Here is a 24979-nt window from a genome sequence, read left to right on the forward strand (position 1 = left end):
GTCGGAACCGTCGCCGCCGGATTACAGGGTGCAGCCGAACGCGGCGTACTGGGCCTTGCTCTGGTCCAGGGCCATCTTGCAGGCCTGGGCCAGGCCGGCCTTGCCTTCCGGCGTCGAAGCGGCCTGCTTCCAGGCGTTGCGGCTGGAGTCGATGCCGGTCTGGAACGCGGCGCGCTGGGCTTCCGGCACCTTGTCGGCCAGGCAGGAGGCGATCTTGTTGAGGTAGTCGTCGCACTCGGCGACGCCGACGCTGTCGGCGGCCGGGGCGGCGGCAGCGGCCGGATCGGTCGCGGCCGGGGTAGCGGCCGGAGCCGAGGCGTCGGCAGCCGGAGCGGCGGCGGCATCGGCGGCCGGAGCCGCAGCGGCGTCGGTCGCCGGGGCGGCGTCGGCCGGCTTGTCGGCCGGCTTGTTGCAGGCGGCCAGAGCCAGAGTGATGGCAGCGGCCAGGAACAGGGTGTTGAACTTCATCGCGGACTCCATGTGGCGGTGATTGAATCGGGTGGCGGCTCCATTGCCATGCCTGGGCGGCGCCTTCCCGCGTGTCGTGGGACTAAGGTCACGACCGGGCAACGTGATACACGACCTGAACGAGACGAGTGTTACAAATGTGTAAAAACGCGCCAATCTCGTCCGTCGAAGGCCTCGAGCGGACGGAAGCGGCGCTTGTAGTCCATCTTCGGATGGCCGGCGATCCAGTAGCCCAGGTACAGATGGCTGCGACGCTCGCGCCGGGCCCATTCGATCTGGCGCAGGATCGCCAGCGTGCCCAGGCCGCGGTCGGCGTACTCGGGGTCGTAGAAGGTGTAGACCGCCGATAGGGCGTGGTCGACCACGTCGGTGACCGCGACCGCGAGCAGGCGGCCGTGGCCGGGCTCGCGCAGTTCCAGGAAGCGGTTCTCGCTCCAACTGCCGATCAGGAACTGGTCGAACTCGACCGCGCCGTGGCCGTCCATGCCGCCGCCGGCGTGGCGCGAGGCCAGGTAGCGCTTGTACAGATTCAGTTGCTCGGCGGTGCGCTCGGCGGCGTGCACGCGCATCTCGACCGCGGCGTTGCGGGCCAGGCAGCGGCGCTGGCTGCGGTCGGGGACGAAGCGCTCGACCGGGATGCGCACCGCGACGCAGGCGCGGCAGGCGGCGCAGTGCGGGCGGTAGACGATGTCGCCGGAGCGGCGGAAACCCCAGCCCAGCGCATGCGGGTACCAGTCGCGCAGGCGCGGGTCGCGCGGGTCCAGCACCAGGTCGCGAGCGGTGCGCTCGGGCCAGTAGCCGCAGGCGTGCTCGCCGGTGTGGAACAGGCGGAGGTCGTCGCTGTCCGGCTGCGGTTGCGTGCCCATGCGGCCAGCATAGCGCCGCCCGCGCGCGCCGCGCATGGCCTGCGTCGCTGTCTTGCGACTGAACCTGGCCGGACCGATGTCAACCGGTTCGCGGCGCGGGCGTTGACCGTCTATCGGCGCCGCGGTGGCGCCCGTCGAGGAGTCAACGCATGAACCGTTCCCCCCTTTACGTCGCCGCCCTGGCGGCGCTGGTGTTCGCCGGTGCGGCCGCGGCCGTGCCTCCCGCCGACGGCGCCGCGCAGCGCCCGCGGATCCAGCTCGACGCCAACCAGGACGGCGTGATCAGCCGTGAGGAAGCGGCCAAGGTGCCGCGCCTGGCGGAGAAGTTCGACAGCCTGGACAAGAATCGCGACGGCAAGCTGGATGCGAGCGAGCGACCGCAGCGCCGCGGCGGGCGCGAGCACGGCGGCCGCCATGGCGGTCCGGGCGGCCACGGCGGCATCGGCGCGCTCGACGCCGACGGCGACGGCCGGATCAGCCGCGCCGAGGCGGGCAAGTCGCCGCGCCTGGGCGAGTCCTTCGAACGCATCGACCGCAATCGCGACGGCTATCTGGTGCGCAGCGAACTGCGCGCCCACCACGAGGCCGAGCGTCCCAAGCGCGACGCCGAGCGCGCCAAGCGTTTCGACGAGCACTTCGCCGCCGCCGACCTCAACCGCGACGGCAAGCTGAGCAAGATCGAGGTTGAGGAAAAGATGCCGCGGCTGGCGCGCAGCTTCGCCTTCTACGACGAAGACCGCGACGGTTTCCTGACCAAGGCCGACCTGAAGCCGACGCCGCATCGCTGAACCCCGGCGACGGCCCGGATCCGTCGCGGCCGACCGCCGCGACGCCGGCATGCCCAGCACGACCGGGCATGCTCCCCCTTGGGCGTGCGGAGCACGCCCGTTTTTTTTGGGGATGTCGCGTGCGGAGCACGCCCGTTTTTTTGAGGGGGATGTCGCGTGCGGAGCACGCCCGCTTTTTTGAGGGGGGTGTCGCGTGCGGAGCACGCCCGTTTTTTGGGACGTAGCGTGCGCGGCGCGCCGATCCGGCTCAGCCGAAGCGGCCGGTGTGATAGAGCAGGTACACGACGATGCCGGTCAGCAACAACGAACTCCAAGCGATCGCCTTCGGCCCGAGCACCCAGCGGTACATGCGATCCTGGCGCGGGTCGCGCCCGGTTTCGCGTTGGATGCGCGCCATGCTCGGCGCCATCAGGCGCGGCATCGAGTACAGGTATTGCCACAAGGAAATCGCCTGCGCCACAGCCAACAGCGCGATCGGCACGACCCAGCCACGGCTGAATTCCAATGCCGCCAGCACCATCAGCGCTGCGGCAGTGCCCACTACCGAGATCTCCCAGATCAGGCGCACGATCAGCCGGCGCTCCTGCGGGGTGCCGGCGAACGAGAGCAGGTAACGGGAGATCAGCACCGTCATGGTCGCGCCGCCGATGAAGCCGCCGATCAGCGGACCCATCGACGCTTCGATCCATGCGGCGTAGCGCAACGACAGCGCGGCCGCGTCGAGCGGGGCGCCGGTCACTGCCTCGGTCACCGGCGAAACCACCCGTTCGAGTACGAACATGAGCACGCTGCCGCTGACGCCGCCCATGGCGCCGACGGCGCTACTGGCGCCGAACTTGCTCGCCAGCCCCGAACCCAGCGTACCGGCCGCGACCGCCGCCGTGGTCGTGCCGCCCGGGCCGATCACGCCCAGGGCGCTGGCGACCAGGGTGGTGAAGCCCACCGAGGGCGCGCTGGCCTGGGCGAACGCGGCGAAGCGTTCCAGCAGTTCGGCGCGCACCGTGCTGCGCGCGCGCGACAGGCGCTTGCGCACCGCCGCGTCGCTGAGCCCGAGCAGGGCCGCGACCTGTTGCGAGCTCTGGCCTTCGCGGTAATACAGCAACAGCACTTCGCGGCTCTCGTCGGGCAGGGCCGAGATCAGCTCGGCGGCGGCCTGCGCGCGCTCGAGCTGGATCAGGCGCTCGACCGTGCTGGGCTCCGGATCGGCCGCGGCGGCGATCGCCGCTTCGAAATCGTCGGCCTCGCGCGGCTGGCGCGAGCGCGCGCGCAGGTGGTCGTGGGCGAGGTTGCGGGTGATCTGCCGCAGCCAGGGCAGGAAGCTGCTCGGGTTGTGCAGCTTGCGGATGTTCTGCCAACCGCTGAGGAAGGCCTCCTGGGCGATGTCCTCGCTGGCGGATACGTCGCGGACCATCGCCAGGGCGATCGCGGTGATCGAGTTCTGGCAGGCGGAGACGATGCGCGAGTACGCGGCGGCGTCGCCGTTGGACGCCGCCGGCAGGTCGCCGCCGATCAGCGAGTTGAGCGCCTCGGCGTTCATCGCGCGGCCTCCGCGGCGACGGCCGGGGACGCCGGCAGGGCCGGTGCGAGGAAGGGGCGGAACGGGTGCGGGCAGGACATCGGGTCGGTCTCCGGGCGGCGGCATCGCGCGATGCCTGTTTCCCCAGACGTCGCCCCTGCGGAAATGTGACCACGCCGGCCGCACGGCTGTCCATGCGGCCGATCACCGGCGCCGCCGATCGAACGATCGGACCAGGCGGGGGCGCAAACCGAGCCGGCGGCGCCGGCTCAGCCCATCGCGCGCACGGTCTTGGCCACCCGCACCACCGTCCAGCGCCCGCCGACCCGCTTGACCTCCAGGGTCTTGTAGGCCGCGGCCAGGCGGTGGTGGTAGGCGCTGTATTCGATCGTGCCGGCATCGGCCGAGCTCGGCCGGAACGCATGCACCTCGATCAGCTCGGCCGGCTTGCCATCGAGGGCGTGGCTGCCGCGTTCCTCGTCGGCGACTTCGACGCACTGGCTGGCCGGCAGCAGGCGCAGGCCCGGCCGGGCCAGGGCGGTCAACAGCTTGCGCGGCGCATCGCGCCGGTCGACGCGCAGGCATTGGGTGGTCTGGTCGGCCTCGGCGAGCTGGTGGGCGAACACCGCCTGCGCCAGCGCCGCCGGCGTCGCCGCGGTCTTGCCGTCGAAGGCGTGCGCGGCCAGGGCGACCTCGGCCGGGTCCTTCGCCGGAGTCGGCGCCGGCCGGTTGCGCAGGTTGTGGAACATCGCCAGGCCCAGCACCACGGCGATGCAGACCAGCAGGCCGACCTTGATCCGCAGCGCGCGCTTCTGCCCCGGGGTGCGGGCCTGGTCGATCCGCGATTCGAAGCGGAACGGCGCGTGGCTGGGTTCCTCGGCGCGGGTGCTGTCGATCAGTCCGGCCTCGCGCAGCAGATCGCGCGCGCGCAGCTGGTCTTCGGAACGGATCACCCATACCGCCGGCCGCTCGGGCGCCTGCTCGCGGTAGCTGAAATTGGAGCGGCGGTTGCCCTTGTAGGAACGGTCGTTGGTGACCCGCACCTCGATCCCGGCGTCGCGCAGCAACTGCGCCACGCCTTCGACGTTTTCCAGCCGCGAACTGCTGAATACCTGCCTCATGTCATTCCTTCGCCGGCACGTGGCTCGCGCTGGCGGCGTCCTTGACCACGCGGATCAGGCCCTCCTGCGCGCTGCTGGCGACCAGGCGGCCGTCGCGGTCGTAGATCTGCCCGCGCGCCAGGCCGCGCGCGCCCTGCGCGCTGGGGCTGTCGATCGAGTACAGCAGCCATTCGTCGGCGCGGAACGGGCGATGGAACCACAGCGCGTGATCGAGCGAGGCCATCTGCACGTTCGGCTGGTAGTAGCTGATCCCGTGCGGAAAGGTCGCGGTGCCGAGCAGGTGGAAATCCGAGGCGTAGGCGAGCAGGGCGCGGTGCAGCTCGGGCGCGTCGCCGACCCGCTCGCTGAGGCGGAACCAGACCTGCTGGTACGGCGGGCGCTTGGGCGGATTGAGTTCGTCGCGCGGATAGACGTGGCGGAACTCGAACGGTCCCTGCCGCGACAGCCAGCGCTGGACCTTGTTCGGCAGCGAGGCCATCACCTCCGGCGGCACCGCCGGCGCCGGGTCGATGTCCTCGGGCTTGGGCACCTCCGGCATCGACAACTGGTGTTCGCCGCCGTCCTGGTCTTCCTGGAACGAGGCGGCGAGGAAGAAGATCGGCTGGCCGTGCTGGATCGCGGTGACCCGGCGCACCGAGAAGCTGCCGCCGTCGCGGGTGCGGTCGGCCTGGTAGACGATCGGCGCCTCGATGTCGCCGGCCTTGAGGAAATAGGCATGCAGCGAATGCGCGGTGCGCGCGGTCTGCAGGGTCGCCTGCGCCGCCGACAGGGCCTGGCCGAGGACCTGGCCGCCGAACACGTATTTGGTGCCGATGTCGCGGCTCTGACCGCGGAACAGGTTGTCTTCCAGCCGCTCCAGCGACAGCAGTTCGATCAGTTCGGAGACGGGCGAGGTGGTCATGCGGCCGGGGCCAGGGGGCGAGGCCGGCAGTATAGCGAAGGGGCAAGGACGGGCCGGCCGGCGGGCCGGCCCGTCGCGGCGCGGTTCAGCGCGGGCAGTAGCGCGGCGGCACGCTGACGCGCAGGTCGGCGAGGAAGATCGCCGGGGCGTTGACGCCCGCGATCAGCCGGCCGTAGCCGGAGACGAAGGCGGTGCGCAGGCCGTCGGCGCTGATGCTGGCGTAGCTGCTGTCCTGCGGCGAGCCGTCCTGGTAACCGGGCGACAGCAGCTCGGTGGCGCCGTTGCTGCGGTCGCGACGATACAGGCCGGCCGGGCTCCACTGTCCTTGCGACGGCGAGCTGAAGGCCACATGCCGGCCGTCGTGGTCCAGGGCCGACCAGCGGCTCTGGTACGGCGTCGGTGCGTTGCCCGGATTGATCGTGATCATCTCCAGCGTGCCGGCGACGGTGTCGCGGACGAAGATCTGCGGCGTCAGCGGCGACGTGCTGCCGGTGAGGTCGGCTGCGGAACTGCGGAACGACACGTAACGGCCGTCGCCGCTGATCGCGTCGACGTCGGTGGCGCCCTGGCTGGGGATCAGGCCGTCGCTGCGGCGGTCGACGAGCTGGTTGCGGCCGGCGTCCAGGTCGCGCAGGTAGACGTGCGGAGTGGTGGACCAGACGATGTCTTCGGCGATCAGGTTGAGCGCGCCGCTGCGGAAGGCCAGGTGCCGGCCCTGCGCGTCGATGCGCGGGTACTGGCCTTCGGCCGGCTTGCCATCGCGGTCGCGGCTGACCAGGGCGAGGGTGTCGGCCTGCAGGTCGTAGACGAACACGTTGGTGCCGGAGGTGTCGTTCGGCACCAGGTTGTTGGCGGCGGACTGGAACGCGAGATAGCGGCCGTCCGCGCTCAGCGAAGGCTGATCGCTGGGGCCGTTGCTGCCGGCGGTGCGCGCGGCGCTGACCCGGCGGATCCGCTTGGGATCGCCGACCGGGCGGTGGCGGTCGAGCAGGAACACGTCGGTATGGCCGTTGCTGTCGTTGTCGCCATAGACCAGGTTGCTGGCGCGCGAGGCGAAGGCGACGTAGCGGCCGTCGCCGCTGATCGACGAGCGCCCCATCGAGCCGCCGGAAGCCTCGTTCGGGGCCTTGCCGTCCCAGGTGAGGCTGGCGACTTCGGTGCGCCGGCAGAACACGTCGTAGACGAACACGTCGGCGCCGATGAAGCCGTCGGCACCGGGCGCGACGAAGCCCGATGCGGTCGAACTGAACGACACCCACTGGCCGTCGGCGCTGAGTTCGGGGTAGTAGGCGTTGATCGACGCGTTGGGGTTGTCGTAGGCGTGGCTGATCAGTTGCAGCCGCGGTTGCGCGGCGAGCGGAGCGGCCGCGAGCGCGAGCGCGAGCGCGGCGGCGAGGGCGGTGGCACGGGTCATGAGTAGGGCGTCCTTGATCCTGTGGGGAGAATGCGCGCCGCTGCTGCGGGCGCTTGCGCCGCTGCGATGCCTGTCGGCGCTTCCTGTCGGCGCGGGATCAGTATCCAGGCAGCGCGGATCGCCGGGCGAGAACGAAACCCGGGTTTCGTCGCGGCTACGGCGGGTTCCGTCGCAAGCCGTCGGCGGCGAGGCTCAGGGCAGGCGCTGCAGCCCGCAGCCGGCCAGCACCTGCGGCCAGGGGAAACGCGGGCCGGGGTCGCGCTTGCGCACGACCTCGACTGCGGCGTCGTCGCTGGCCGCGACCCGGCTGGTGTCCAGGTCTTCGTGGCCGGCGATATAGCGCAGCGACGGCAGGCGCGCGCGCAGGTCGGCGAGCAGGGCCAGCAGGGCCTGGATCTGCGCCGCCGGGTAGGCCTCGTCCATCGCCTGGTGGCGCGAGTCCAGCCAGTGCGGATAGCGCCCGGTGTTGACCAGCTCGATCCCGATCGAGCGCGGGTTGTAGCCGCGCACGTGGTGGGCGATGCGGTCCTCGGCGACGTAGCGCAGGGCCCGGCCGTCGCGGTCGAGGTAGTAATGGCCGCTGTTGCCGGTGCCCGAGGCCGGATAGAGCACGCGTTCGCCGTATTCGCGCGCGGTCGCCAGGTCCGGCAGTTCGGTGCAATGGATCACCACCAGGTCGATCGCGCCGGGTTCGCGCGCGTCGAGGCGGGCTTCGTAGGGCAGGGGGGCGATCGTCAGGTTCAGGGGCGGCATGGGCCCGGATGCTACCATTCGCCTTCCTACGGAGCCCGCCATGACCCTGCCGCCTGCCGACTCCGCGCTCGCAAAACTGATGGCCACCCTGCCGCGGCCCGGCCGGGTCGAGTGGATCGGCGTGCGCCCGGCGCGCGGCGTGCTCATGCAGGCCCTGGACGAAGTCGTCGCCACCGCCGGCGCCGGCCTCGCCGGCGACCGTTACAAGAACGCCAGCGGCAAGCGCGGGATCACCCTGATCCAGGCCGAACACCTGCCGGCGATCGCCGCCCTGGCCGGCCGCGACGCGGTCGAGCCGGCGCTCCTGCGGCGCAATATCGTCGTCTCGGGGTTGCCGCTGATCGCGCTGAAGGACCGCCGCTTCCGCCTCGGCGAAGCCTTGCTGGAATGGACCGAGTCCTGCGATCCGTGCTCGATGATGGAAGCGGCGCTGGGCCCGGGCGGCTTCAACGCCATGCGCGGCCACGGCGGCGTGTGCGCGCGGGTGGTCGAGGGCGGACGCATCCGCCGCGGCGACGCGCTGGTGCCGGCGCCGGACGCCTGAGCGCGGCGCGCGGATCGCCCGCCGGCGCGGACCGCGGTTGCGGCCCGTGCGTCTCCGGCGCGGCGAATTGAAACTACTTCACTCAGATCGGACCGATGGCCATTAGCGGACACTGCATTCTTTCCCACGGCTTCGAAAGCGGCCCCGACGCGACCAAGGTCGCCGCCCTGGCCGAAGTCGCGCAGCGTTGCGGCTGGACCCACGAGCGCCCGGACTACACCGACCTGGACGCCAAGCGCGAAGTCAGCTCGCTCGGCGACGTGATGGCGCGCCAGCAGCGTCTGCTGGACCTGGCCCGCGCCGCCGCCGCGCGCGGGCCGCTGCTGCTGGCCGGTTCGAGCCTGGGCGCCTACATCTCGGCGCAGGTTTCGCTGCAGGTGCCGGTGGTCGGTCTGTTCCTGTTGTCGCCGCCGACCGCGATGGGCCCGGCGCCGGCGCTGGATGCCGCGCCGGTGCCGCTGAGCATCGTCCACGGTTGGGACGACGAACTGATCCCGGCCGCCGAGGTGGTGGCCTGGGCGCAGCCGCGCCGCGCGCGCCTGCTGCTGGTCGACGACAGCCACCGTTTGTCGGCGCACGTCGAGGCCAGCGCCGAGGCCTTCGCGCGCCTGCTCGAGCGGATCGGCGGGAGCGCGGCATGAACAAGTTCTACGCCAGCTGCGGCAAGGGCCTGGAATACCTGTTGGCCGACGAACTGGTCGCGCTGGGCTGCCATCGCGCCACCGCCGCCACCGCCGGGGTCAACGTCGAAGGCACGCTCGCCGATGCGCAGCGCGCCGTGCTGTGGTCGCGCCTGGCCAGCCGGGTGCTGTGGCCGATCGCCGAATTCGACTGCGCCGACGAACACGCGCTGTACCACGGCGTCGCCGCGGTCGACTGGACCGAACACCTGGAAAGCGTGCACACCCTGGCGGTGGACGCGCACGTGTCCGGCGAGGCCATCACCCATGCGCGCTACGCCGCGCAGCGGGTCAAGGACGCGGTGGTCGACACCTTGCGCGCGCGCACCGGCGCGCGCCCGGACGTCGATACCGAAAGCCCGGACCTGCGCCTGAACCTGGTGGTGCGCAAGGGCCGGGCGATCCTCTCGGTCGATCTCGGCGGCGGCTCGCTGCACCGGCGCGGCTGGCGGCAGAAGCAGGGCGAAGCGCCGCTGAAGGAAAACCTGGCCGCGGCGGTGCTGCTGCGCGGCCAGTGGCCGAAGCTCTACGCCCAGGGCGGCGCCCTGTTCGACCCGATGTGCGGCAGCGGCACCTTGCTGATCGAAGGCGCGCTGATGGCCGCCGACGTCGCCCCGGGCCTGCAACGCCACGGCCTGCTGCCGCCGACGCGCTGGCGCGGTTTCGACTTCGCCGGCTGGCGCGCGCTGTGCGACCAGGCGAGGGCGCGCGAAAGCGCCGGCCTGGCCGCGCTGCGGCCCGCGTTCGCCGGCAGCGACCTGGACCCGCACGCGATCCGCGCGGCGCGCGAAAACGAGGCGGCGGCCGGTCTGACCGGCTTGATCCACTGGCAGGTCGCCGATGTCGCGCAACTGCAGGCCTTGCCGATCGACGCCGGCGATGCGCCGGGAGTCGCGGTCTGCAACCCGCCTTACGACGCCCGCCTCGCCGCCGACCCCGCGCTGTACCGCGCGCTCGGCAGCGCGCTCAAGCGCCTGGTGCCGTCCTGGCGCGCCAGCCTGCTGTGCGGCGACGCCGAGCTGGCCCAGGCCACCGGCCTGCGCGCGAGCAAGAAATATCAGGTGTTCAACGGCGCGATCGAATGCGCGCTGATCGTCTGCGATCCGATCGCCCGGGTCGGCCATGCCGAGCAGCGCGCGCAAGCCCAGGACGCCGCGCCGGCGCCGCTAGGCGAGGGCGCGCAGATGGTCGCCAACCGGTTGCGCAAGAACCTGCGCAAGCTCAAGTCCTGGCGCGAGCGCGAAGGCGTGACCTGCTACCGCGCCTACGACGCCGACCTGCCCGAGTACGCCGCGGCGATCGACGTCTACGCCAGCGACGAGGCGCAGCCGCGCACCTATCTGCACGTGCAGGAGTACGCGGCGCCGGCGACGATTCCCGAAGCCGACCAGCGCCGGCGCTGGAACGAACTGCTGGCGGCGGCGCGCGAGGTGTTCGCGGTGCCGCGCGAGCAGATCGCGCTGAAGACCCGCGCCCGCGGCAAGGGCGGCAGCAAGTACGGCCAGTTCGACCACCGCGGCGAGTTCCTGACGGTGCGCGAAGGCGCGGCGCGGCTGCGGGTGAATCCCTTCGACTACCTCGACACCGGCCTGTTCCTCGATCACCGGCCGATGCGCCTGCGCATCGCCGCCGAGGCGCGCGGACGCCGCTTCCTCAATCTGTTCGCCTACACCGGCGCGGCGACCGTGCATGCCGCGGTCGGCGGCGCCAGCGAGACGACCACGGTCGATCTGTCGGCGACCTATCTGCAATGGTGCGCCGACAACCTGCGCGAGAACGGCATCGCCGGGCCGCAGCACCGCCTGGTCCAGGCCGATGCGATGCAGTGGCTGGAGGCCGACCGCGGCCGTTACGACCTGATCTTCTGCGACCCGCCGACCTTCTCCAACTCGGCCCGCGCCGACGATTTCGACATCCAGCGCGAACACGTGCGTCTGTTGCGCGCGGCGGCGGCGCGCCTGGCCGACAACGGCGTGCTGTATTTCTCCAACAACTTCCGCCGGTTCCGCTTCGATGCCGAGGCGGTGGCGCAATTCGCCCGCTGCGAAGAGATCAGCGCCGCGACCGTTCCGCCGGATTTCGCCCGCGACGCCCGGATCCACCGTTGCTGGCGCCTGGAACCGCGTTGATGCCGTTGTTTTCGTTTTTGCCGTTCGCCGGCCGTGGTGCGATGGAGTCTGGCCGATGAAACCCGTACGCAAGCCCGGCGCCTGGACGTTCTTCCGCCAATGGCTGAAGAACCCCTTGCGGGTCGCCGCGGTGGCGCCGTCCAGCGCCGAACTGGCCGCGGCGATGATCGCCGAACTGCCCGACGACGTGCGGCGGGTGATCGAACTCGGCGGCGGCACCGGCGCGATCACCCGCGCCCTGCTCGAGGCCGGCATCCTCGAGCGCGACCTGCTGGTGCTGGAACTCAACGAGGAACTGCACGCGCACCTGCAGCTGCGCTTCCCGCGCGTGCCGGTGCTGCTCGGCGACGCGCGCATGCTGCCGGACCTGGCGCGCGAGCAGGGCTATCTGGAAGACGGCCCAGCCGACGCGATCGTGTCCGGCCTGGGCCTGCTGACGATGCCGCATCCGCTGCAGCGCGACATCCTCGCCGCGGCCTTCGACTGCCTGCGCGAGGGCGGGGTGTTCGTGCAGTTCACCTACGGCCCGAGCGCGCCGGTCGCCGAAGCGGTGGCGCGCGGACTGGGGCTGCAGGTGCATCGCGGCGAATTCGTGCTGCGCAACGTGCCGCCGGCGACGGTGTACGTCTACCGCAAGCCGCAGCGCTGAGCGCAGCGGCGTCGGTTGCCGGCAGGAGCGCCGTCGCACAGCGATCTGCTTCGGCCACACGCCGCAACGCCGCGGCAGTGGGCGCCGGCGCCCCCTTCGAAGCCGGCCTTGAAGGCTCCATCCCGCGGCGACCGTCGCCGGGCGATATTGTTTCATTTATGTAATTGATGATTGCAGTATCGTTGCCATTGTTCTGAATTTGCCGTGACATCCTAGCCGCCATCGCCGATCCGGCGTGTCGAATCTGGAGCGTCCCATGGCCACCGCCACCCCCATTGCCTATGCCCGCGTCGGCCGCAAGCTGCGCGGTCAGCCGACCTCGGACGGCGCCGGCGTGCGCCTGACCCGGGTCATCGGCGGCCCGCAGCTGCCCGACCTGGACCCGTTCCTGCTGTTGGACGAGTTCGGCACCGACCGTCCCGAGGATTATCTGGCCGGCTTTCCCGAGCATCCGCACCGCGGCTTCGAGACCGTCACCTACATGCTCGACGGGCGCATGCGCCACCGCGACAACCACGGCAACGAAGGCGTGCTGGTGCCCGGCAGCGTGCAGTGGATGACCGCCGGCCGCGGCCTGGTGCATTCGGAGATGCCCGAGCAGGAGCAGGGCCGCATGCGCGGTTTCCAGTTGTGGGTGAACCTGCCGGCGCGGGACAAGATGAGCGAGCCCAAGTACCAGGAATTCGCCCCCGAGCGCATCGTCCAACTGGCGCCGGCGCCGGGCGTGCAGATCAAGCTGATCGCCGGCCGCATCGGCGAGCTGCGCGGCCCGATCGCGCAGCCGGCGACCGACCCGGTCTACCTCGACCTCGCCTTGGACGACGGCGCCTATTGGGAATACGAGCTGCCCGAAGGCCATAACGCTTTCGCCTACGTCTACGAGGGCGAAGCGGCGATCGGCGAGGGCGAGGACGCGCGCACGGTGCAGGCGCAAGAGTTGGCGGTGCTGGCCGGCGGCAGCCGCTTGCGGGTGCAGGCGCGGCATCCGGACACGCGCCTGATCGTGGTCGCCGGCCGGCCGTTGCGCGAGCCGGTGGCGCGCTACGGCCCGTTCGTGATGAACACCAAGCAGGAACTGATGCAGGCCTTCGTCGACTTCCAGGAAGGCAAGTTCTGAGGCGCGATGCGGCGGCGGCCCCGCCGCCGTCCCGCAGTGCGAACGCCGAAGGGCCGCGCGCGAGCGCGGTCCTTCGCCGTTTTCCGGCCTGCGGTCCGGAGCGGCGGGCGCGAGTGTTGCAGAAACGAATGGCCGACCGCTGCGGGCCGGTGCGTTGATCGAGTATGGAGCGCAGCGCGGCGGCGTCGGCCGCCGCGGTTGCGATGACGCGCGGCACGCCGCGCCCGCATGGAGCAATCGCCAATGGCTACCCGACTCGATCCCAAGCAGTTCACCATCGTCGCCACCTTCGTCTCCGCCGGCGTCGCCGCCGGTGCGGGCGGCTTCGTCATCGTCGGCGGCAAGCTGAAGAAGGTGCCGCCGCGCGGCATCAAGCAGTTGCAGGCGGCGTATCAGATGCTGGAAAGCGCCGACGGTCTGGCCGCCGGCCGGCTGAAGACCGACTTGCAGAACAACGCGGTGCAACTGGCGCAGCAAGCCGTCGGCGCCTGAGCCGGCGCGGGCCTGCGCCCGTCGCGGCAACGCGGCATTCGGCCGTGCCGGCGCAAGCCGGAATCCATTCCGCTCGCCTTTCCACCGGCGCCGTTGCGCCGCGAGAGGCCAAGCCATGCGGCGAGCGGTGTTCGCGGGTCGGAATGGATTCCTGCTTGCGCCGGCGCGGAACCGAGGCGCAGGCGAGAAAAACGAAAAGCCGCGCTCGCGCGCGGCTTTTCGTGTCGCGCGGCGGGACGGTTCAGTCCTTGCCGAGCCAGCGATAGATCGCGCCGCCGAGCAGGCCGCCGAGGGTCGGCGCGACCCAGAACAGCCACAGCTGGCCGATCGCGGCCGGGCCGGCGAACAGCGCCACGCCGGTGGAGCGGGCCGGGTTCACCGAGGTGTTGGTGACCGGGATGCTGATCAGGTGGATCAGGGTCAGGCCCAGGCCGATCGCGATCGGCGCGAAGCCGGCCGGCGCGTTGCGGTGGGTGGCGCCGAGGATGATCACCAGGAACATCGCGGTCATCACCACTTCGGTCAGGAACGCGGCGTGCATCGAGTAGCCGCCCGGCGACATCACTTCGTAGCCGTTGCTGGCGAAGGTGCCGGCCGCGGTCGGGTCGATCGAGAAACCGGCCGCGCCGCCGGCGATCTGCAGCAGGACGAAGCCGGCCAGGATCGCGCCGACGACCTGGGCGACGATGTAGGGCGCCAGATCCTTGGCCGGGAAACGGCCGCCGGCCCACAGGCCGAAACTCACCGCGGGATTGAAGTGGCCGCCGGAGATGTGGCCGAGCGCGTAGGCGCCGGTCAGCACGGTCAGGCCGAAGGCCAGCGACACGCCGAGCAGGCCGATGCCGAGCGGATTGCCGGGCCCGCCGAAATTGGCGGCGAGCACGGCGCTGCCGCAACCGCCGAGCACTAGCCAGAACGTTCCGATGAGCTCTGCACCGAGTCGCTTGATCATGTCGTTTTCCTCCGAGTGATGGGACGTGCCCTCGGCCGGGGATCGGACGGCGTTCCCGTTCAGGCGGGGAACGACGCGTCGCGACCCCATTCAGCCGGGTCGATTCTCATGCTGGCGGATAACGTGAAAATGAGCAATCGGTCACAAAAATGTGCCGAGAGCGAATCCCCCCGCAAGCGCGGCGCAGAGTGCCGCGCCGCGCGTGCAGAGCCGGTGAGGTCAGCGGTTGCTGCTCAGTCGGGTCGCGGAAAATCGCAGGCCCTCGGCTTGGCCGAGAACCTCCTTCAGCTGTTCCGGCGAGTTCGCCTGCAACCAGATGTGGGCGAGCTTGCCGCTGCCGACCTCGATCAGGGTTTCGCGCACCTGCACATTGGGTTTGCCGGCCAGTTCGCCGCGGTACCAGTGCATGGAATGGCCGTCGATCGAACCGGCTTCGGCGCGGTCGCCGCGGCGCGGCGCGAACGGCGACTTGGCGGCGATGTACAGGCCGAAGGCCTCGCTGCCGTCGCTGTTGCGGATCGCCCGGCAGAAGTCCGAATCGGCGCCGGCGCGGTATTCCCAACGCAGGCTGCTGCCGTCGGGCAATTGCGGGCAGGCGCCGTTGTCGCCGGCGGGCTCCTGCGCCTGGGCGCAGGCAAAAAACAGCAATACCAACCATGGCCAAGCGTGTTGGCCTTTCCCACCTGACTTCACGACACGTCCCCCTGAACCTGGAATAGGTCAAACGGTGTTGAGAGCCTTTGCAGGTTGTGACCTTAGTCCAGTTCGAACCGGTTGACAAACGTTAAAGCACTATTCAGGTAACGGAATGAACTCATGCTCTCCGGGAATAAGGCCGAAGCGGCCTTCGGCCCAGTCGAGCTTGGCCTGCTCGATCCGCTCACGCGAGGACGAGACGAAGTTCCACCACAGGTGGCGCGGGCCGTCGAGCGGTTCGCCGCCGAGCAACATCGCCTTGAGCGGGGTCTTGGCGCGCAGCCGCGGGCGGGTGCCGGGCTCGAGCACGACCAGGTGTTTCTCCGGCAGGTCGGCGCCGTCGAGCTGGGCCTGGCCCTCGAGCAGATACAGGGCGCGCTCGGCATGGCTGTCCTCGATGTCGAGCTGCGCGTCCGGATCGAGGTCGATGGCGACGTAGAGGGTGTCGGCGAACACCCGCACCGGCGACTCCTCGCCGAAACCGCGGCCGGCGACGACGCGCAGCCAGGCGCCGTCGCGGCGCTGCTGCGGCAGGGTCGCGGCGGGGTGGTGATGGAAGGCCGGCGCGGTTTCCTCGAACGAGCGCGGCAGCGCGACCCAGGTCTGCATGCCGTGCAGCGCGTGGCCGTCGGCGCGCGGGCCCTGCGGGGTGCGCTCGGAGTGGGCGATGCCGCGGCCGGCGGTCATCCAGTTGACGTCGCCGGGCTGGATGTCCTGCACGCTGCCGAGGCTGTCGCGATGGCCGATCGAACCGGCCCAGAGGAAGGTCACCGTGGCCAGGCCGATGTGCGGATGCGGGCGCACGTCGATGCCGTGGCCGGGTTCGAACAGCGCTGGCCCCATGTGGTCGACGAACACGAACGGGCCGACCGAGCGGGCCTGGATGGACGGCACGGCGCGACGGACCTGGAAGCCGCCGAGGTCGTGGACGCGCGGGGCGATGATCGTGGTCATGGTCGCGATTCCTGCAGGACGATGCCTGCAGGGTGGCATGAGTCGGCGACGATCGCGCTACCGATGCTGCAACTGCGTGTTGCGACGGCGAGGCCGTGCGCCGCCGCCGACGGTGGCTATGCGGCGGCGCCAGTCGATGGCCGCGTGGACCGCAGCTTCGGCAGGGCGAGCTGCGGCGTGCGGCGATGCGGTCACTTCGCCTCGATCTTGAGCGTCGCGTTCGGCGGATCGGCGAAGTCCAGGCCCTGCACTTCGATCGTCCAGGCGCCGGCGCTGTGGCGCGGATCGCTGACGGTGTTGAACGACAGCGGCGTGCGCGCGCCGTCGGCGGCGGTGAATTCGAACGCCAGCACCGCATCGCCGGCCCAGACGCATTGCAGCTTCGGCGGGCAGCGCGAGTCGGCGCTGACCGCGGCGAAGCGCAGGCGCGCGCCGTCGGGCAGGGCCAGGCTGTCGCCGCGCGCCAGGGCGGTCGGCTGGCCGGGCACGGCTTGGCGCGGCGCGGCGCCGCCGGGGCCGGCATGGGCGCAAGCGGTCAGCGCGGCGACGGCGAACGCGAGGGCGGCGAATCTGGATTTCATCGGCGGCTCCGGGCGGCAGGACGGCAACGAGTCTAGCCCTTGCCGGCGCGACGCTGCGCCGACGCCGTCACGGCACCGGAGTCGGTTCGCCTGCGGATCGCTTCCGGCTCCCTGCCGGCTCCCTTCCCATTCCGGCGGCGACGGCGCGCGTTACCGGCCGGGTGCGGATTCCGGCCCGGTGTCGCGGCCTACGCGCAATTGCGCGCGGCCTTGCGCATCCACCCGCACCCACATGCGCCGGTCGTACTCGTGTTCGCTCATCGGCTCGACCGCGCAACCGCACAGGGCTGCGGCGATGCCGGGCGCGGTATTGCTGTGCGCCACCACCAGCACCGTGCCTTGCGGCCAGTCGCGGCGCAGGGCAGCGGCGAAATCGGCGGCCGGCTGTTTGGCGTCGTAGAGCGTGACCTGCAGGCCGTGCGCGGCCGCGGCCGGTGCGGCGGTGTCCTGGGTGCGGCGATAGCCGGTCGCGTACGCGGCGCGCAGCGGCGTGCGCGCGAGCGCCTCGATCAGGCGCTGCGCGCGCGCCTGACCGGCTTCGGCCAGGCCGGGGTCGCGCGGGTCGTCGGCGGCCTTCTCGGCGTGGCGCACGATCAGATAGGTGGCGCCGGCGGCGGTGTCCACCACGGTCGGTGCGTCCGGCTTGGGCGCGGTGGCGCAGGCCGACAGCAGCGCCGCGCAGGCGGCGAACGAAAGGCGGTGCAGAACGTTCATGAGGGCATCCCGATTCGCTGGCGAGTTCATGGGCGCAACAGATCGGCGCCGGCCTGGGCGATGGCGCCGTCCTGCGCCGCCTGCGCGCCGGACACGCCGATCGCGCCGATCACCTGCTCGCCGAGCAGCAGGCGCACGCCGCCTTCGATGGGCAGCGCGTTAGGCAGGCCGAGCACCACCGCGTTGCCGCCTTCGAGCAGCTTCTGGTGGAAGACCGAGTCGCGGCGGTAGTTGGTGGCGTGCACGGCCTTGCCGATCGAGACCTCGACGCTGGAATTGGGCGTGCCGTCCATGCGCTGGAAGTGCAGCAGCCGGCCGGCCTCGTCGACGATCGCGATGGCGACGTTCAGGCCGTCGGCGCGGGCTTTGTCCTCGGCCGCCTGGGCGATGCGCTGCGCCGCGGCGAGGTTGAGCACGGTGCGCTGGCTCAGCTGCTGCTTGAGCGGCGTCGCCGCCGGGCTCGGCCAGGAGGCGGAGGCGAGGGCGGCAACGAGCAATACGGACGGCAGACGCAGCATGGCGGACTCGGACCGGGAGATGGCGCGAGAGTAGCGGCGTTGCGGGCGCGAGGGCAGTGCTGTTGGTCTTGCGGGGGGAAGGAAAAGGCAACGGCAAAAGCAAAAGCAAAAGCAAATCCCCCCTGGCCCCCCTTTTTCAAAGGGGGGATCGATAGGTGGGTCGCAAGAGGGGGGCGATAGGTGGGGCGGCGCTGCGTGTGCGTTTTTGCTGTTGCCCCCTTTGACAAAGGGGGGCGGGCGACCGCGTAGCCGGCGCGGCGGATTTGCTTCAGTGCTTGGTGTCGAGCAAGGTCAGCAGGCCCTTGGCGGCGGCCAGGCGCGCCGGCGGGTCGGGCAGGTCGAGCTTGATCCTGAGCTTGTCCGGGCCGTCCATCTGGTAGAGCTTGGGCTGGCCCTGGATCATCTTGATGATCGACATCGGGTCGACGTTGGGACGTTCGACGAATTGCAGGCGGCCGCCCTTGTCGCCGAGGTCGAGCTTGCGGATACCCAGCGCGGTCGCGCCGAGCTTGAGTTCGGCCACCGCGAACAGATGCTTGGCCGCGTCCGGCAGCAGGCCGAAGCGGTCGATCATCTCGACCTGCAACTCGCGCAGTTCGTCGCCGTTGCGCGCGCCGCTGATGCGCTTGTACAGGGTCAGGCGGGTGTGCACGTCGGGCAGGTAGTCTTCCGGGATCAGCGCCGGAATATGCAGCTCGACCTCGGCGCCGCGCGCTTCGGCCGAGTCCACGTCGGGCAGCTTGCCCTGGCGGATCGAGCGCACCGCGCGCTCCAGCAGTTCGGTGTACAGGCTGAAGCCGACCTCGGCCATCTGCCCGCTCTGGTCCTCGCCGAGCAGTTCGCCGGCGCCGCGGATTTCCAGGTCGTGGGTGGCCAGGGTGAAGCCGGCGCCCAGTTCGTCCATCGAGGCGATCGCTTCCAGGCGTTTCTGCGCGTCGGCGGTGATCGAGCGCTGGTCCGGGATCACCAGGTAGGCGTAGGCGCGGTGGTGCGAACGGCCGACCCGGCCGCGCAGCTGGTGCAACTGGGCCAGGCCGAACTTGTCGGCGCGGTTCATGATGATGGTGTTGGCGTTCGGGATGTCGATGCCCGACTCGATGATGGTCGTGCACAGCAATACGTTGAAGCGCTGCTTGTGGAAGTCGAGCATGACGCTTTCCAGCTCGCGCTCGGCCATCTGGCCGTGGGCGATGCCGATCCGCGCTTCCGGCACCAGCTCTTCCAGCTGGCGCTTCATCCGGCCGATGCTTTCGACGTCGTTGTGCAGGAAATACACCTGGCCGCCGCGCGAGAGTTCGCGCTGGAAGGCTTCGCGCAGCTGCATGTCGTCCCAGGGCACGACGAAGGTCTGCACCGCCAGGCGGTGCGCCGGCGGGGTGGCGATGATGCTGAGGTCGCGCAGCCCGGCCATGGCCATGTTGAGCGTGCGCGGGATCGGCGTGGCGGTCAGGGTCAGCAGGTGGACGTTGGCGCGCAGCGCTTTCAGCGCTTCCTTCTGGCGCACGCCGAAGCGCTGTTCTTCGTCGACGATGACCAGGCCCAGGTCCTTGAAGCGCACGTCGCTCTGCAGCAGGCGGTGGGTGCCGACCACGACGTCGATCTTGCCCTCGGTCAGCTTCTCCAGTTCGGCCTTGATCTCCTTGCCGGTCTTGAAGCGCGACAGCACTTCGACCTTGAGCGGCCAGTCGGCGAAGCGGTCGCGGAAATTGCGGTAGTGCTGCTCGGCCAGCAGGGTGGTCGGCACCAGCACCGCGACCTGCTTGCCGGCGGCGGCGGCGACGAAGGCCGCGCGCACCGCCACTTCGGTCTTGCCGAAGCCGACGTCGCCGCAGACCACCCGGTCCATCGGCTGGCTGCTGGACAGGTCGCGGATCACCGCCTCGATCGAAGCGTGCTGGTCGGGGGTTTCCTCGAACGGGAACGCGGCCGCGAACGGCTCGTACATGACCCGGTCGACGTCCAGCGCCAGGCCGGCGCGGGCCTGGCGCTTGGCCTGGATCTCGAGCAGTTCGGCGGCGACGTCGCGGACCTTCTCGGCGGCCTTGCGCTTAGCTTTGGTCCACTGCTCGCCGCCCAGCGAATGCAGCGGCGCGGTTTCGACCGAGGCGCCGGAATAGCGGCTGATCAGGTGCAGTTGCGCGACCGGCACGTACAGGCGGTCGCCCTTGGCGTATTCGATTTCCAGGTATTCGCCGGGCTGGCCGCCGGCCTCGAGCACGATCAGGCCGCGGTAGCGGCCGACGCCGTGGTCCTCGTGCACGATCGGCGCGCCTTCGGACAACTCGCCCAGGTCGCGGATGATCGCTTCGGGCTCGCGGCCGACGCGCTTGCGCCGGCGCGGTTGCGAAGCGCGTTCGGGGAACAGTTGGCGTTCGGTCAACACCGCCAGCGGCGGATGGTCGAGGGCGAAGCCGTCCTCCAGCGGCGCCACCGCGATCGCGAAGCGATCGGCGCCGTCGCGGAACCCGCGCCAGTCGGCGACCACCTGCGGGCGCAGCTGCGCGGCCTGCAGCACTTCCAGCAAGGCCTCGCGGCGGCCGGCGCTGTCGGCGGCGATCAGCACCCGGCCGGGGTAATGGCCGAGGAAGGACTTCAGCGCTTCGGCCGGCGCGGCGTCGCGCGCGGCGACCGGCAGCGCCGGCGCCGGTTGGTCGCCGAGGGCGAGGGCCCGCTCGCGCTGCGCATGGCCTTCGCCGCACAGCTCGATGCGCCGGCCCTGGTTGAGCCGTTCGCGCAGGCCGACCGGGGTCAGGTAAAGCTGGTCCGGCGGCAGCAGCGGCCGTTCGATGTCGTGGCGGCGCTGTTCGTAGCGCTCGCCGGTGTGGCTCCAGAACTGGTCCGCGGCTTCCAGCGCGCCGTCGGCGAGCACCGGCAGGGCGGCTTCGTCGAGATAGTCGAACAGGGTCGCGGTCTGTTCGAAGAACAGCGGCAGGTAGTACTCGATGCCGGACGGCGCCAGTCCGGCCTTGAGGTCCTGGTACAGCGCGCTGCGCCGGGTGTCGAGGTCGAAGCGCTCGCGCAGCGCGTCGAGCGCGCGCTTGAGCGAGGCCTCGTCCAGCGGCACTTCGCGCCCAGGCAGCATGCGCACCGCCTCGATCTTGTCGAGCGAGCGCTGCGACTCGGGATCGAAGGCGCGGATGGTTTCGATTTCGTCGTCGAGCAGCTCGACCCGGAACGGCGATTGCGCGCCCATCGGATAGACGTCGAGCAGGCCGCCGCGCACGGCGAAGTCGCCCGGGTCCAGCACCTGCGGCACGTGCCGGTAGCCGGCCGATTCGAGCCGGCGCTTTTCCGCGTCCAGGTCCAGGCGCTGGCCGACGGCCAGGTCGAAGCTGCCGCCGACCACGTGGCGGCGCGGCGCCAGCCGTTGCAGCAGGGTCTGCACCGGCACCACGACGATGCCGCGCTGGAGGCCGGGCACGCGGTGCAGCGCCGCCAGGCGCTGCGAGACGATGTCCGGGTGCGGGCTGAAGACGTCGTAGGGCAGGGTTTCCCAGTCCGGAAACGCCAACACCGGCAAAGCCGGGTCGGCGCCGAGCAGGGTGCGCAGGTCGGATTCGAGCTGGTGCGCGCCGTGGTTGTCGCGGGCGATCGCCAGCAGCGGCGCGTCGTGTTCGGCGGCGGCGCGGGCGAGCGCCCAGGCCAGGGCGGACGGCGAGGCCGGCGCGCGCCACCAGGCGCGCTGCTGGCCGGTCTTGGGCAGAAGAGAGGGCACAGGGCAGCGTTTTTCGCGGGGGGCGCTAGGTTAGCTTTCCCCCGGGACCGCGTCACGCCGCGCGGTGCCGGCGGTCATCGCGGCCTCGGTCGCTGCGCGCGGTCCTGCGCGCGACGACGAACGCCGCGCCGCCGCGGCGCTCGATCGCGCATCCGCAGCGGAGCGATCCGCTCAGCCGGACGAGGGTTCGTCCCGATCGGGCTCGGCCTCGTCGCCCAGCTCCGCATCGCCCAGGCCTTCGGCCTGCGACGGCGGCTTGGCGCGCAGGTCCAGCACCACCCGGATCAATCCCGGCGAGTCCTGCTGGAATTCGCGTTCGAAGCCCAGCGACTGCGCCAGCGACAGCATCGGCGCGTTGTGCTCGAACACGTCGCCGTACAGCCGATGCACCTTCTTGCCGCGCGCCCACTTCACCAGCCGGGTCATCAGGTAGCGGCCCAGGCCCATGTTGGCGATGTAGCGGCTGACCAGGATCGCGAACTCGGCGTCGCGGGTGCGCTCGTCGACGGCGATCCGCGCGACCGCGCCGACCAGGGCTTCGCCGGGAGGGAAGGGTTCGGCGGCGACCAGGGCGAACTCGGTGCGCGGATCGATGCGGGTGAAGCGCTCGGCCATTTCCGGCGTGAGCTCCTTCAGCGCATACAAGAAGCGCTGACGCACTTCGTCGGGCTGCAACAGGGCGAAGCCGGCCCGCAAGGGCTCGGCATCTTCGGGCCGGACCGGGCGTATCAACACCTCGCGTCCGTTGGGGAGACGCTGGCGTTCGTGCCAGGGCGGCAATCGTTCACGCGTGGCCATGGGTTCGATAGTGGCACATTGTGACGGATTTAGCCCTTCCTCTTTGCGATGCCGGTCGGAGCTTCCCGACCGGCGGGCTGCGGCATGCCGGCGAGGCGGCAGCGGGACGAAGGGCATGGTCCCGTGCGGGGCTTCGGCGGCCTGGGTTTCTTGACGCAGTCCATGCCTGAAATGAGAATTGGTTTCATCATGGCCGGCTAAGCGCGGCCTGACAACTGCCGTTCGCCAGCCAGACCCACGCCTAATGTGCGTAGGTCGAGCCAGCCTCGCCCTCATCTCCCCGCCCGGACGTCCCGCCGGCGGCCCGTTCGCATGCTCCGTCCGCCGTCCTGCGCGCTCGTCGCGCGGGGCGGGGGTGCGCCTGCGCGGCGGCCGCGGCGCGGGCGCACGGGCCGTCCGCGGAACCCGTCCATGCCTGCAAAAATGTGCTTTTCCCCGCTCGCCCTCGGTCTCGCCGCCGTCGTGCTCGCCGTGTCCGCGCCGGCGCGCGCCGACGACGAGGCCACCCGCCTGGATGCGGTGGTGGTGGTCGCCGACCGCGCCAGCACCGCGACCAAGACCGATACGCGCCTGATCGAAACGCCGCAGTCGATCAGCGTGATCGGCATGGAGCAGGCCGCCGACCGCGGCGCGCAGAACCTGCAGGAAGTCCTGCGCTACTCGGCCGGCGCGGTGGCCGAGGCCTACGGCCTGGACACCCGCAGCGACGTGGCGCTGGTGCGCGGTTTCTCGCCGGTATCGTTCCTCGACGGCATGACCCGCCAGATCGGCTCCAGCCTGGTGCCGCGGCCCGAGCTGTACACCCTGGAGCGGCTGGAACTGCTGCGCGGCCCCTCGTCGATGCTGTACGGCGCCGGCGGCTCCGGCGGCGTGCTCAACCAGGTCAGCAAGCGCCCGCAGTTCCAGCGCGCCGGCGAAATCGGCCTGAGCCTGGGCAGCCACCAGCGCCGGCAGCTGCAGTTCGACCTCACCGGCCCGCTCGACGCCGCCGGCACCCTGGCCGGGCGCATCGTCGGCGTGGCCCGCGATGCGCAACTGCAGACCGATCGCCTGCCCGACGATCGCCGGGTGCTGGCGCCGTCGCTGACCTGGCGTCCGTCGGACGCCACCACGCTGAGCTTGCTCGGCCTGTGGCAGCACGACCGCAGCGGGTCCAGCCAGCAGTTCCTGCCGGTCGTGGCGACCCTGCACGCGCCGCCCGGCCGGCGCCTGCCTTCGCACCGCCTGCTCGGCGAGCCGCAGGCCGACCGCCTCGACAGTCGCCAGTCCAGCGCCGCGCTGCTGTTCGAACACGCCTTCTCCGACGCGCTGCGGCTCAACAGCGCACTGCGTTACGCCCGTTCGCGCACGCGCTTCACCGAGATCTATCCGGACGTGTACTCCAATCCGGCCGATCCTTTCATCGACCCGGCCAAGCGGGTGCTGGCGCGTTCGGCGTACATCAGCAATCCCGACATCGCCACCCTGACCAGCGACCACAACCTGCAGGCCGAGTTCGCCACCGGCGCGCTGCGCCACACCGTGCTCGCCGGCATCGACTACCTGCGCTTCCGCCAGACCGCCACCACCGGCTTCGGCGCGACCACGCCGATCGACGCCTACGCGCCGGTGTACGGCGATTTCGTCCTGCCCGCATTGAGCCGGCAGCCGCGCCAGGACCAGAGCCAGCTCGGCGTGTACCTGCAGGACCAGATCCGCTGGGGCCGGGCGACCGCGGTGCTCGGCGCGCGCCGCGACCGCGCCCGCACCCAGGTCGAAGGCCAGGCGCAGATCGAGGACTACGCGACCAGCTACCGCGCCGGCCTGATCGTCGACGCCGGGCGCGGTTTCTCGCCCTACCTCAGCTACAGCGAGTCGTTCCTGCCGATCGGCAGCCTGGATTTCTTCAACCAGCCGTTCAAGCCGCAACGCGGGCGCCAGTACGAACTGGGCCTGAAATGGCAGCCGCGCGCGCAGACCCTGCTGACCCTGGCCGCTTACGACATCCGCGAAAAGAACCGCCAGACCAACGACCCGGAGAACGTGCTCAACTCGGTGCAGACCGGCGAAGTCAGCGCCAAGGGCGTCGAGTTCGAGGCCAGCCATCGCTTCGACGGCGGCTTCTACCTCACCGCCAGCTACAGCCATAACCGCGCCGAGGTCGCGCGCAGCAACTTCGCTGCGGAGGTTGGCCGCCAACTCGCCGACGTGCCCAAGCGCCTGGCCTCGGCCTGGGGCGTGAAGCAGTTCGACTGGGGCGACGACGGCCGCATCCGCCTGGGCCTGGGCCTGCGCGAGGTCGGCCCGACCCTGTCGATCGGCGGCAACGGCCAACTGCGCACGCCGGGCTACACCCTGGCCGACGCGCTGGTCGCGTTCGAGCGCCCGCAGTGGTCGTTCGCGCTGAACCTGACCAACCTCGCCGACAAGCAGTACTACGCGCCGTGCCGGGCCTTCGGCGATTGCTTCACCGGCAACGGCCGCAACGTCACCGGGACGGTGACCTACCGGTTCTGAAGCCGGCTTGTGCGGCGGCCGGGCCACGCCGGCCGCCGCGGGGCGCCCCCGCCGCGGCCGATGCCCGCGAGCCCCGGCTTTCGGCCCTAAACCGCCAGCATCGGCAATGCTAGACTC

Annotated in this window: 23 protein-coding genes; 8 read left to right on the forward strand and 15 right to left on the reverse strand. The window is 71.0% G+C overall.

Annotation, left to right across the window (positions count from 1 at the left end; genetic code table 11):
• Window positions 1-21: 21 nt before the first annotated feature.
• Window positions 22-468 carry a hypothetical protein gene (locus K4L06_RS13715; protein WP_221671894.1) on the reverse strand — a complete coding sequence of 149 codons (447 nt, stop codon included), beginning with the start codon at window positions 466-468 and terminating at the stop codon, window positions 22-24.
• 131 nt (window positions 469-599) lie between these two features.
• A complete protein-coding gene (locus tag K4L06_RS13720; protein WP_255595123.1) occupies window positions 600-1334 on the reverse strand; it encodes an arginyltransferase in 735 nt (244 codons plus the stop codon).
• 149 nt (window positions 1335-1483) lie between these two features.
• On the opposite strand from K4L06_RS13720, the gene K4L06_RS13725 reads away from it, so the two are divergent.
• Window positions 1484-2122: an EF-hand domain-containing protein gene (locus K4L06_RS13725; protein WP_221671896.1), complete on the forward strand. Its 639-nt coding sequence runs from the start codon at window positions 1484-1486 to the stop codon at window positions 2120-2122.
• A gap of 247 nt (window positions 2123-2369) precedes the next feature.
• Here K4L06_RS13725 and K4L06_RS13730 read toward each other — a convergent pair whose 3' ends face one another.
• The 5 genes from K4L06_RS13730 to K4L06_RS13750 all read right to left on the reverse strand — a co-directional run bounded on the left by K4L06_RS13730 (window position 2370) and on the right by K4L06_RS13750 (window position 7827).
• Window positions 2370-3659 carry an RNA polymerase sigma factor gene (locus K4L06_RS13730; RefSeq protein WP_221671897.1) on the reverse strand — a complete coding sequence of 430 codons (1290 nt, stop codon included), beginning with the start codon at window positions 3657-3659 and terminating at the stop codon, window positions 2370-2372.
• A 248-nt stretch (window positions 3660-3907) separates the two neighbouring features.
• Window positions 3908-4759, reverse strand: a complete 852-nt coding sequence (locus K4L06_RS13735) for a hypothetical protein (protein ID WP_221671898.1) — start codon at window positions 4757-4759, stop codon at window positions 3908-3910.
• Between the two features lies 1 nt (window position 4760).
• On the reverse strand, window positions 4761-5660 hold the full coding sequence (tesB, locus tag K4L06_RS13740) for an acyl-CoA thioesterase II (RefSeq protein WP_221671899.1): 900 nt from the start codon (window positions 5658-5660) through the stop codon (window positions 4761-4763).
• 85 nt (window positions 5661-5745) lie between these two features.
• On the reverse strand, window positions 5746-7074 hold the full coding sequence (locus K4L06_RS13745; protein WP_221671900.1) for a hypothetical protein: 1329 nt from the start codon (window positions 7072-7074) through the stop codon (window positions 5746-5748).
• Window positions 7075-7266: 192 nt separating this feature from the next.
• Complete coding sequence (locus K4L06_RS13750) at window positions 7267-7827, reverse strand: N-acetylmuramoyl-L-alanine amidase (protein ID WP_255595124.1); 561 nt, start codon at window positions 7825-7827, stop codon at window positions 7267-7269.
• Between the two features lie 40 nt (window positions 7828-7867).
• Here K4L06_RS13750 and K4L06_RS13755 point away from each other — a divergent pair, with 40 nt between their 5' ends.
• From K4L06_RS13755 to K4L06_RS13780, 6 genes are all read left to right on the forward strand, one after another.
• Window positions 7868-8371 carry an MOSC domain-containing protein gene (locus K4L06_RS13755; protein WP_221671902.1) on the forward strand — a complete coding sequence of 168 codons (504 nt, stop codon included), beginning with the start codon at window positions 7868-7870 and terminating at the stop codon, window positions 8369-8371.
• A 95-nt stretch (window positions 8372-8466) separates the two neighbouring features.
• The gene (locus K4L06_RS13760; RefSeq protein ID WP_221671903.1) at window positions 8467-9012 is read left to right on the forward strand and encodes a YqiA/YcfP family alpha/beta fold hydrolase; all 546 of its coding nucleotides are present in this window, start codon (window positions 8467-8469) and stop codon (window positions 9010-9012) included.
• Window positions 9009-11180 (forward strand): bifunctional 23S rRNA (guanine(2069)-N(7))-methyltransferase RlmK/23S rRNA (guanine(2445)-N(2))-methyltransferase RlmL, encoded by a 2172-nt coding sequence (rlmKL, locus tag K4L06_RS13765; protein ID WP_221671904.1) that lies wholly within the window; start codon window positions 9009-9011, stop codon window positions 11178-11180. Before K4L06_RS13760 ends, rlmKL begins: the two co-directional genes overlap by 4 nt.
• A 55-nt stretch (window positions 11181-11235) precedes the next feature.
• Window positions 11236-11829: a methyltransferase domain-containing protein gene (locus K4L06_RS13770; protein ID WP_221671905.1), complete on the forward strand. Its 594-nt coding sequence runs from the start codon at window positions 11236-11238 to the stop codon at window positions 11827-11829.
• Between the two features lie 256 nt (window positions 11830-12085).
• Window positions 12086-12946 (forward strand): pirin family protein, encoded by an 861-nt coding sequence (locus K4L06_RS13775; RefSeq protein WP_221671906.1) that lies wholly within the window; start codon window positions 12086-12088, stop codon window positions 12944-12946.
• Window positions 12947-13189: 243 nt separating this feature from the next.
• Window positions 13190-13438, forward strand: coding sequence for a hypothetical protein (locus K4L06_RS13780; RefSeq protein WP_221671907.1), 249 nt, complete (start codon window positions 13190-13192; stop codon window positions 13436-13438).
• A gap of 241 nt (window positions 13439-13679) precedes the next feature.
• Here the strand turns inward: K4L06_RS13780 and aqpZ are convergent, their stop codons facing one another.
• From aqpZ to K4L06_RS13820, 8 genes are all read right to left on the reverse strand, one after another.
• Window positions 13680-14390 carry an aquaporin Z gene (gene aqpZ, locus K4L06_RS13785; RefSeq protein ID WP_221671908.1) on the reverse strand — a complete coding sequence of 237 codons (711 nt, stop codon included), beginning with the start codon at window positions 14388-14390 and terminating at the stop codon, window positions 13680-13682.
• A 219-nt stretch (window positions 14391-14609) separates the two neighbouring features.
• Window positions 14610-15044, reverse strand: coding sequence for a hypothetical protein (locus K4L06_RS13790; protein ID WP_221671909.1), 435 nt, complete (start codon window positions 15042-15044; stop codon window positions 14610-14612).
• Window positions 15045-15182: 138 nt separating this feature from the next.
• Complete coding sequence (locus tag K4L06_RS13795; protein WP_221671910.1) at window positions 15183-16040, reverse strand: pirin family protein; 858 nt, start codon at window positions 16038-16040, stop codon at window positions 15183-15185.
• A gap of 191 nt (window positions 16041-16231) precedes the next feature.
• Window positions 16232-16621 carry a hypothetical protein gene (locus K4L06_RS13800; protein WP_221671911.1) on the reverse strand — a complete coding sequence of 130 codons (390 nt, stop codon included), beginning with the start codon at window positions 16619-16621 and terminating at the stop codon, window positions 16232-16234.
• Between the two features lie 150 nt (window positions 16622-16771).
• Window positions 16772-17335, reverse strand: coding sequence for a phosphoglycerate mutase family protein (locus K4L06_RS13805; protein ID WP_221671912.1), 564 nt, complete (start codon window positions 17333-17335; stop codon window positions 16772-16774).
• Between the two features lie 26 nt (window positions 17336-17361).
• Window positions 17362-17853, reverse strand: coding sequence for a heme-binding protein (locus K4L06_RS13810; protein ID WP_221671913.1), 492 nt, complete (start codon window positions 17851-17853; stop codon window positions 17362-17364).
• Window positions 17854-18121: 268 nt separating this feature from the next.
• Window positions 18122-21568 carry a transcription-repair coupling factor gene (gene mfd, locus K4L06_RS13815; RefSeq protein WP_221671914.1) on the reverse strand — a complete coding sequence of 1149 codons (3447 nt, stop codon included), beginning with the start codon at window positions 21566-21568 and terminating at the stop codon, window positions 18122-18124.
• Window positions 21569-21739: 171 nt separating this feature from the next.
• Complete coding sequence (locus tag K4L06_RS13820) at window positions 21740-22366, reverse strand: GNAT family N-acetyltransferase (RefSeq protein WP_221671915.1); 627 nt, start codon at window positions 22364-22366, stop codon at window positions 21740-21742.
• 411 nt (window positions 22367-22777) lie between these two features.
• On the opposite strand from K4L06_RS13820, the gene K4L06_RS13825 reads away from it, so the two are divergent.
• Window positions 22778-24862, forward strand: a complete 2085-nt coding sequence (locus K4L06_RS13825) for a TonB-dependent siderophore receptor (RefSeq protein ID WP_221671916.1) — start codon at window positions 22778-22780, stop codon at window positions 24860-24862.
• The last annotated feature ends 117 nt before the right edge of the window (window positions 24863-24979 follow it).

The organism is Lysobacter sp. BMK333-48F3, assembly GCF_019733395.1.
Lineage (GTDB): Bacteria > Pseudomonadota > Gammaproteobacteria > Xanthomonadales > Xanthomonadaceae > Lysobacter.

Bases quoted from the DNA above. Each gene is read 5' to 3' on its own strand.
- K4L06_RS13715 (WP_221671894.1), bottom strand. From the start codon at position 468: ATGAAGTTCAACACCCTGTTCCTGGCCGCTGCCATCACTCTGGCTCTG.
- K4L06_RS13720 (WP_255595123.1), bottom strand. From the start codon at position 1,334: ATGGGCACGCAACCGCAGCCGGACAGCGACGACCTCCGCCTGTTCCAC.
- K4L06_RS13725 (WP_221671896.1), top strand. From the start codon at position 1,484: ATGAACCGTTCCCCCCTTTACGTCGCCGCCCTGGCGGCGCTGGTGTTC.
- K4L06_RS13730 (WP_221671897.1), bottom strand. From the start codon at position 3,659: ATGAACGCCGAGGCGCTCAACTCGCTGATCGGCGGCGACCTGCCGGCG.
- K4L06_RS13735 (WP_221671898.1), bottom strand. From the start codon at position 4,759: ATGAGGCAGGTATTCAGCAGTTCGCGGCTGGAAAACGTCGAAGGCGTG.
- tesB (WP_221671899.1), bottom strand. From the start codon at position 5,660: ATGACCACCTCGCCCGTCTCCGAACTGATCGAACTGCTGTCGCTGGAG.
- K4L06_RS13745 (WP_221671900.1), bottom strand. From the start codon at position 7,074: ATGACCCGTGCCACCGCCCTCGCCGCCGCGCTCGCGCTCGCGCTCGCG.
- K4L06_RS13750 (WP_255595124.1), bottom strand. From the start codon at position 7,827: ATGCCGCCCCTGAACCTGACGATCGCCCCCCTGCCCTACGAAGCCCGC.
- K4L06_RS13755 (WP_221671902.1), top strand. From the start codon at position 7,868: ATGACCCTGCCGCCTGCCGACTCCGCGCTCGCAAAACTGATGGCCACC.
- K4L06_RS13760 (WP_221671903.1), top strand. From the start codon at position 8,467: ATGGCCATTAGCGGACACTGCATTCTTTCCCACGGCTTCGAAAGCGGC.
- rlmKL (WP_221671904.1), top strand. From the start codon at position 9,009: ATGAACAAGTTCTACGCCAGCTGCGGCAAGGGCCTGGAATACCTGTTG.
- K4L06_RS13770 (WP_221671905.1), top strand. From the start codon at position 11,236: ATGAAACCCGTACGCAAGCCCGGCGCCTGGACGTTCTTCCGCCAATGG.
- K4L06_RS13775 (WP_221671906.1), top strand. From the start codon at position 12,086: ATGGCCACCGCCACCCCCATTGCCTATGCCCGCGTCGGCCGCAAGCTG.
- K4L06_RS13780 (WP_221671907.1), top strand. From the start codon at position 13,190: ATGGCTACCCGACTCGATCCCAAGCAGTTCACCATCGTCGCCACCTTC.
- aqpZ (WP_221671908.1), bottom strand. From the start codon at position 14,390: ATGATCAAGCGACTCGGTGCAGAGCTCATCGGAACGTTCTGGCTAGTG.
- K4L06_RS13795 (WP_221671910.1), bottom strand. From the start codon at position 16,040: ATGACCACGATCATCGCCCCGCGCGTCCACGACCTCGGCGGCTTCCAG.
- K4L06_RS13800 (WP_221671911.1), bottom strand. From the start codon at position 16,621: ATGAAATCCAGATTCGCCGCCCTCGCGTTCGCCGTCGCCGCGCTGACC.
- K4L06_RS13805 (WP_221671912.1), bottom strand. From the start codon at position 17,335: ATGAACGTTCTGCACCGCCTTTCGTTCGCCGCCTGCGCGGCGCTGCTG.
- K4L06_RS13810 (WP_221671913.1), bottom strand. From the start codon at position 17,853: ATGCTGCGTCTGCCGTCCGTATTGCTCGTTGCCGCCCTCGCCTCCGCC.
- K4L06_RS13820 (WP_221671915.1), bottom strand. From the start codon at position 22,366: ATGGCCACGCGTGAACGATTGCCGCCCTGGCACGAACGCCAGCGTCTC.
- K4L06_RS13825 (WP_221671916.1), top strand. From the start codon at position 22,778: ATGCCTGCAAAAATGTGCTTTTCCCCGCTCGCCCTCGGTCTCGCCGCC.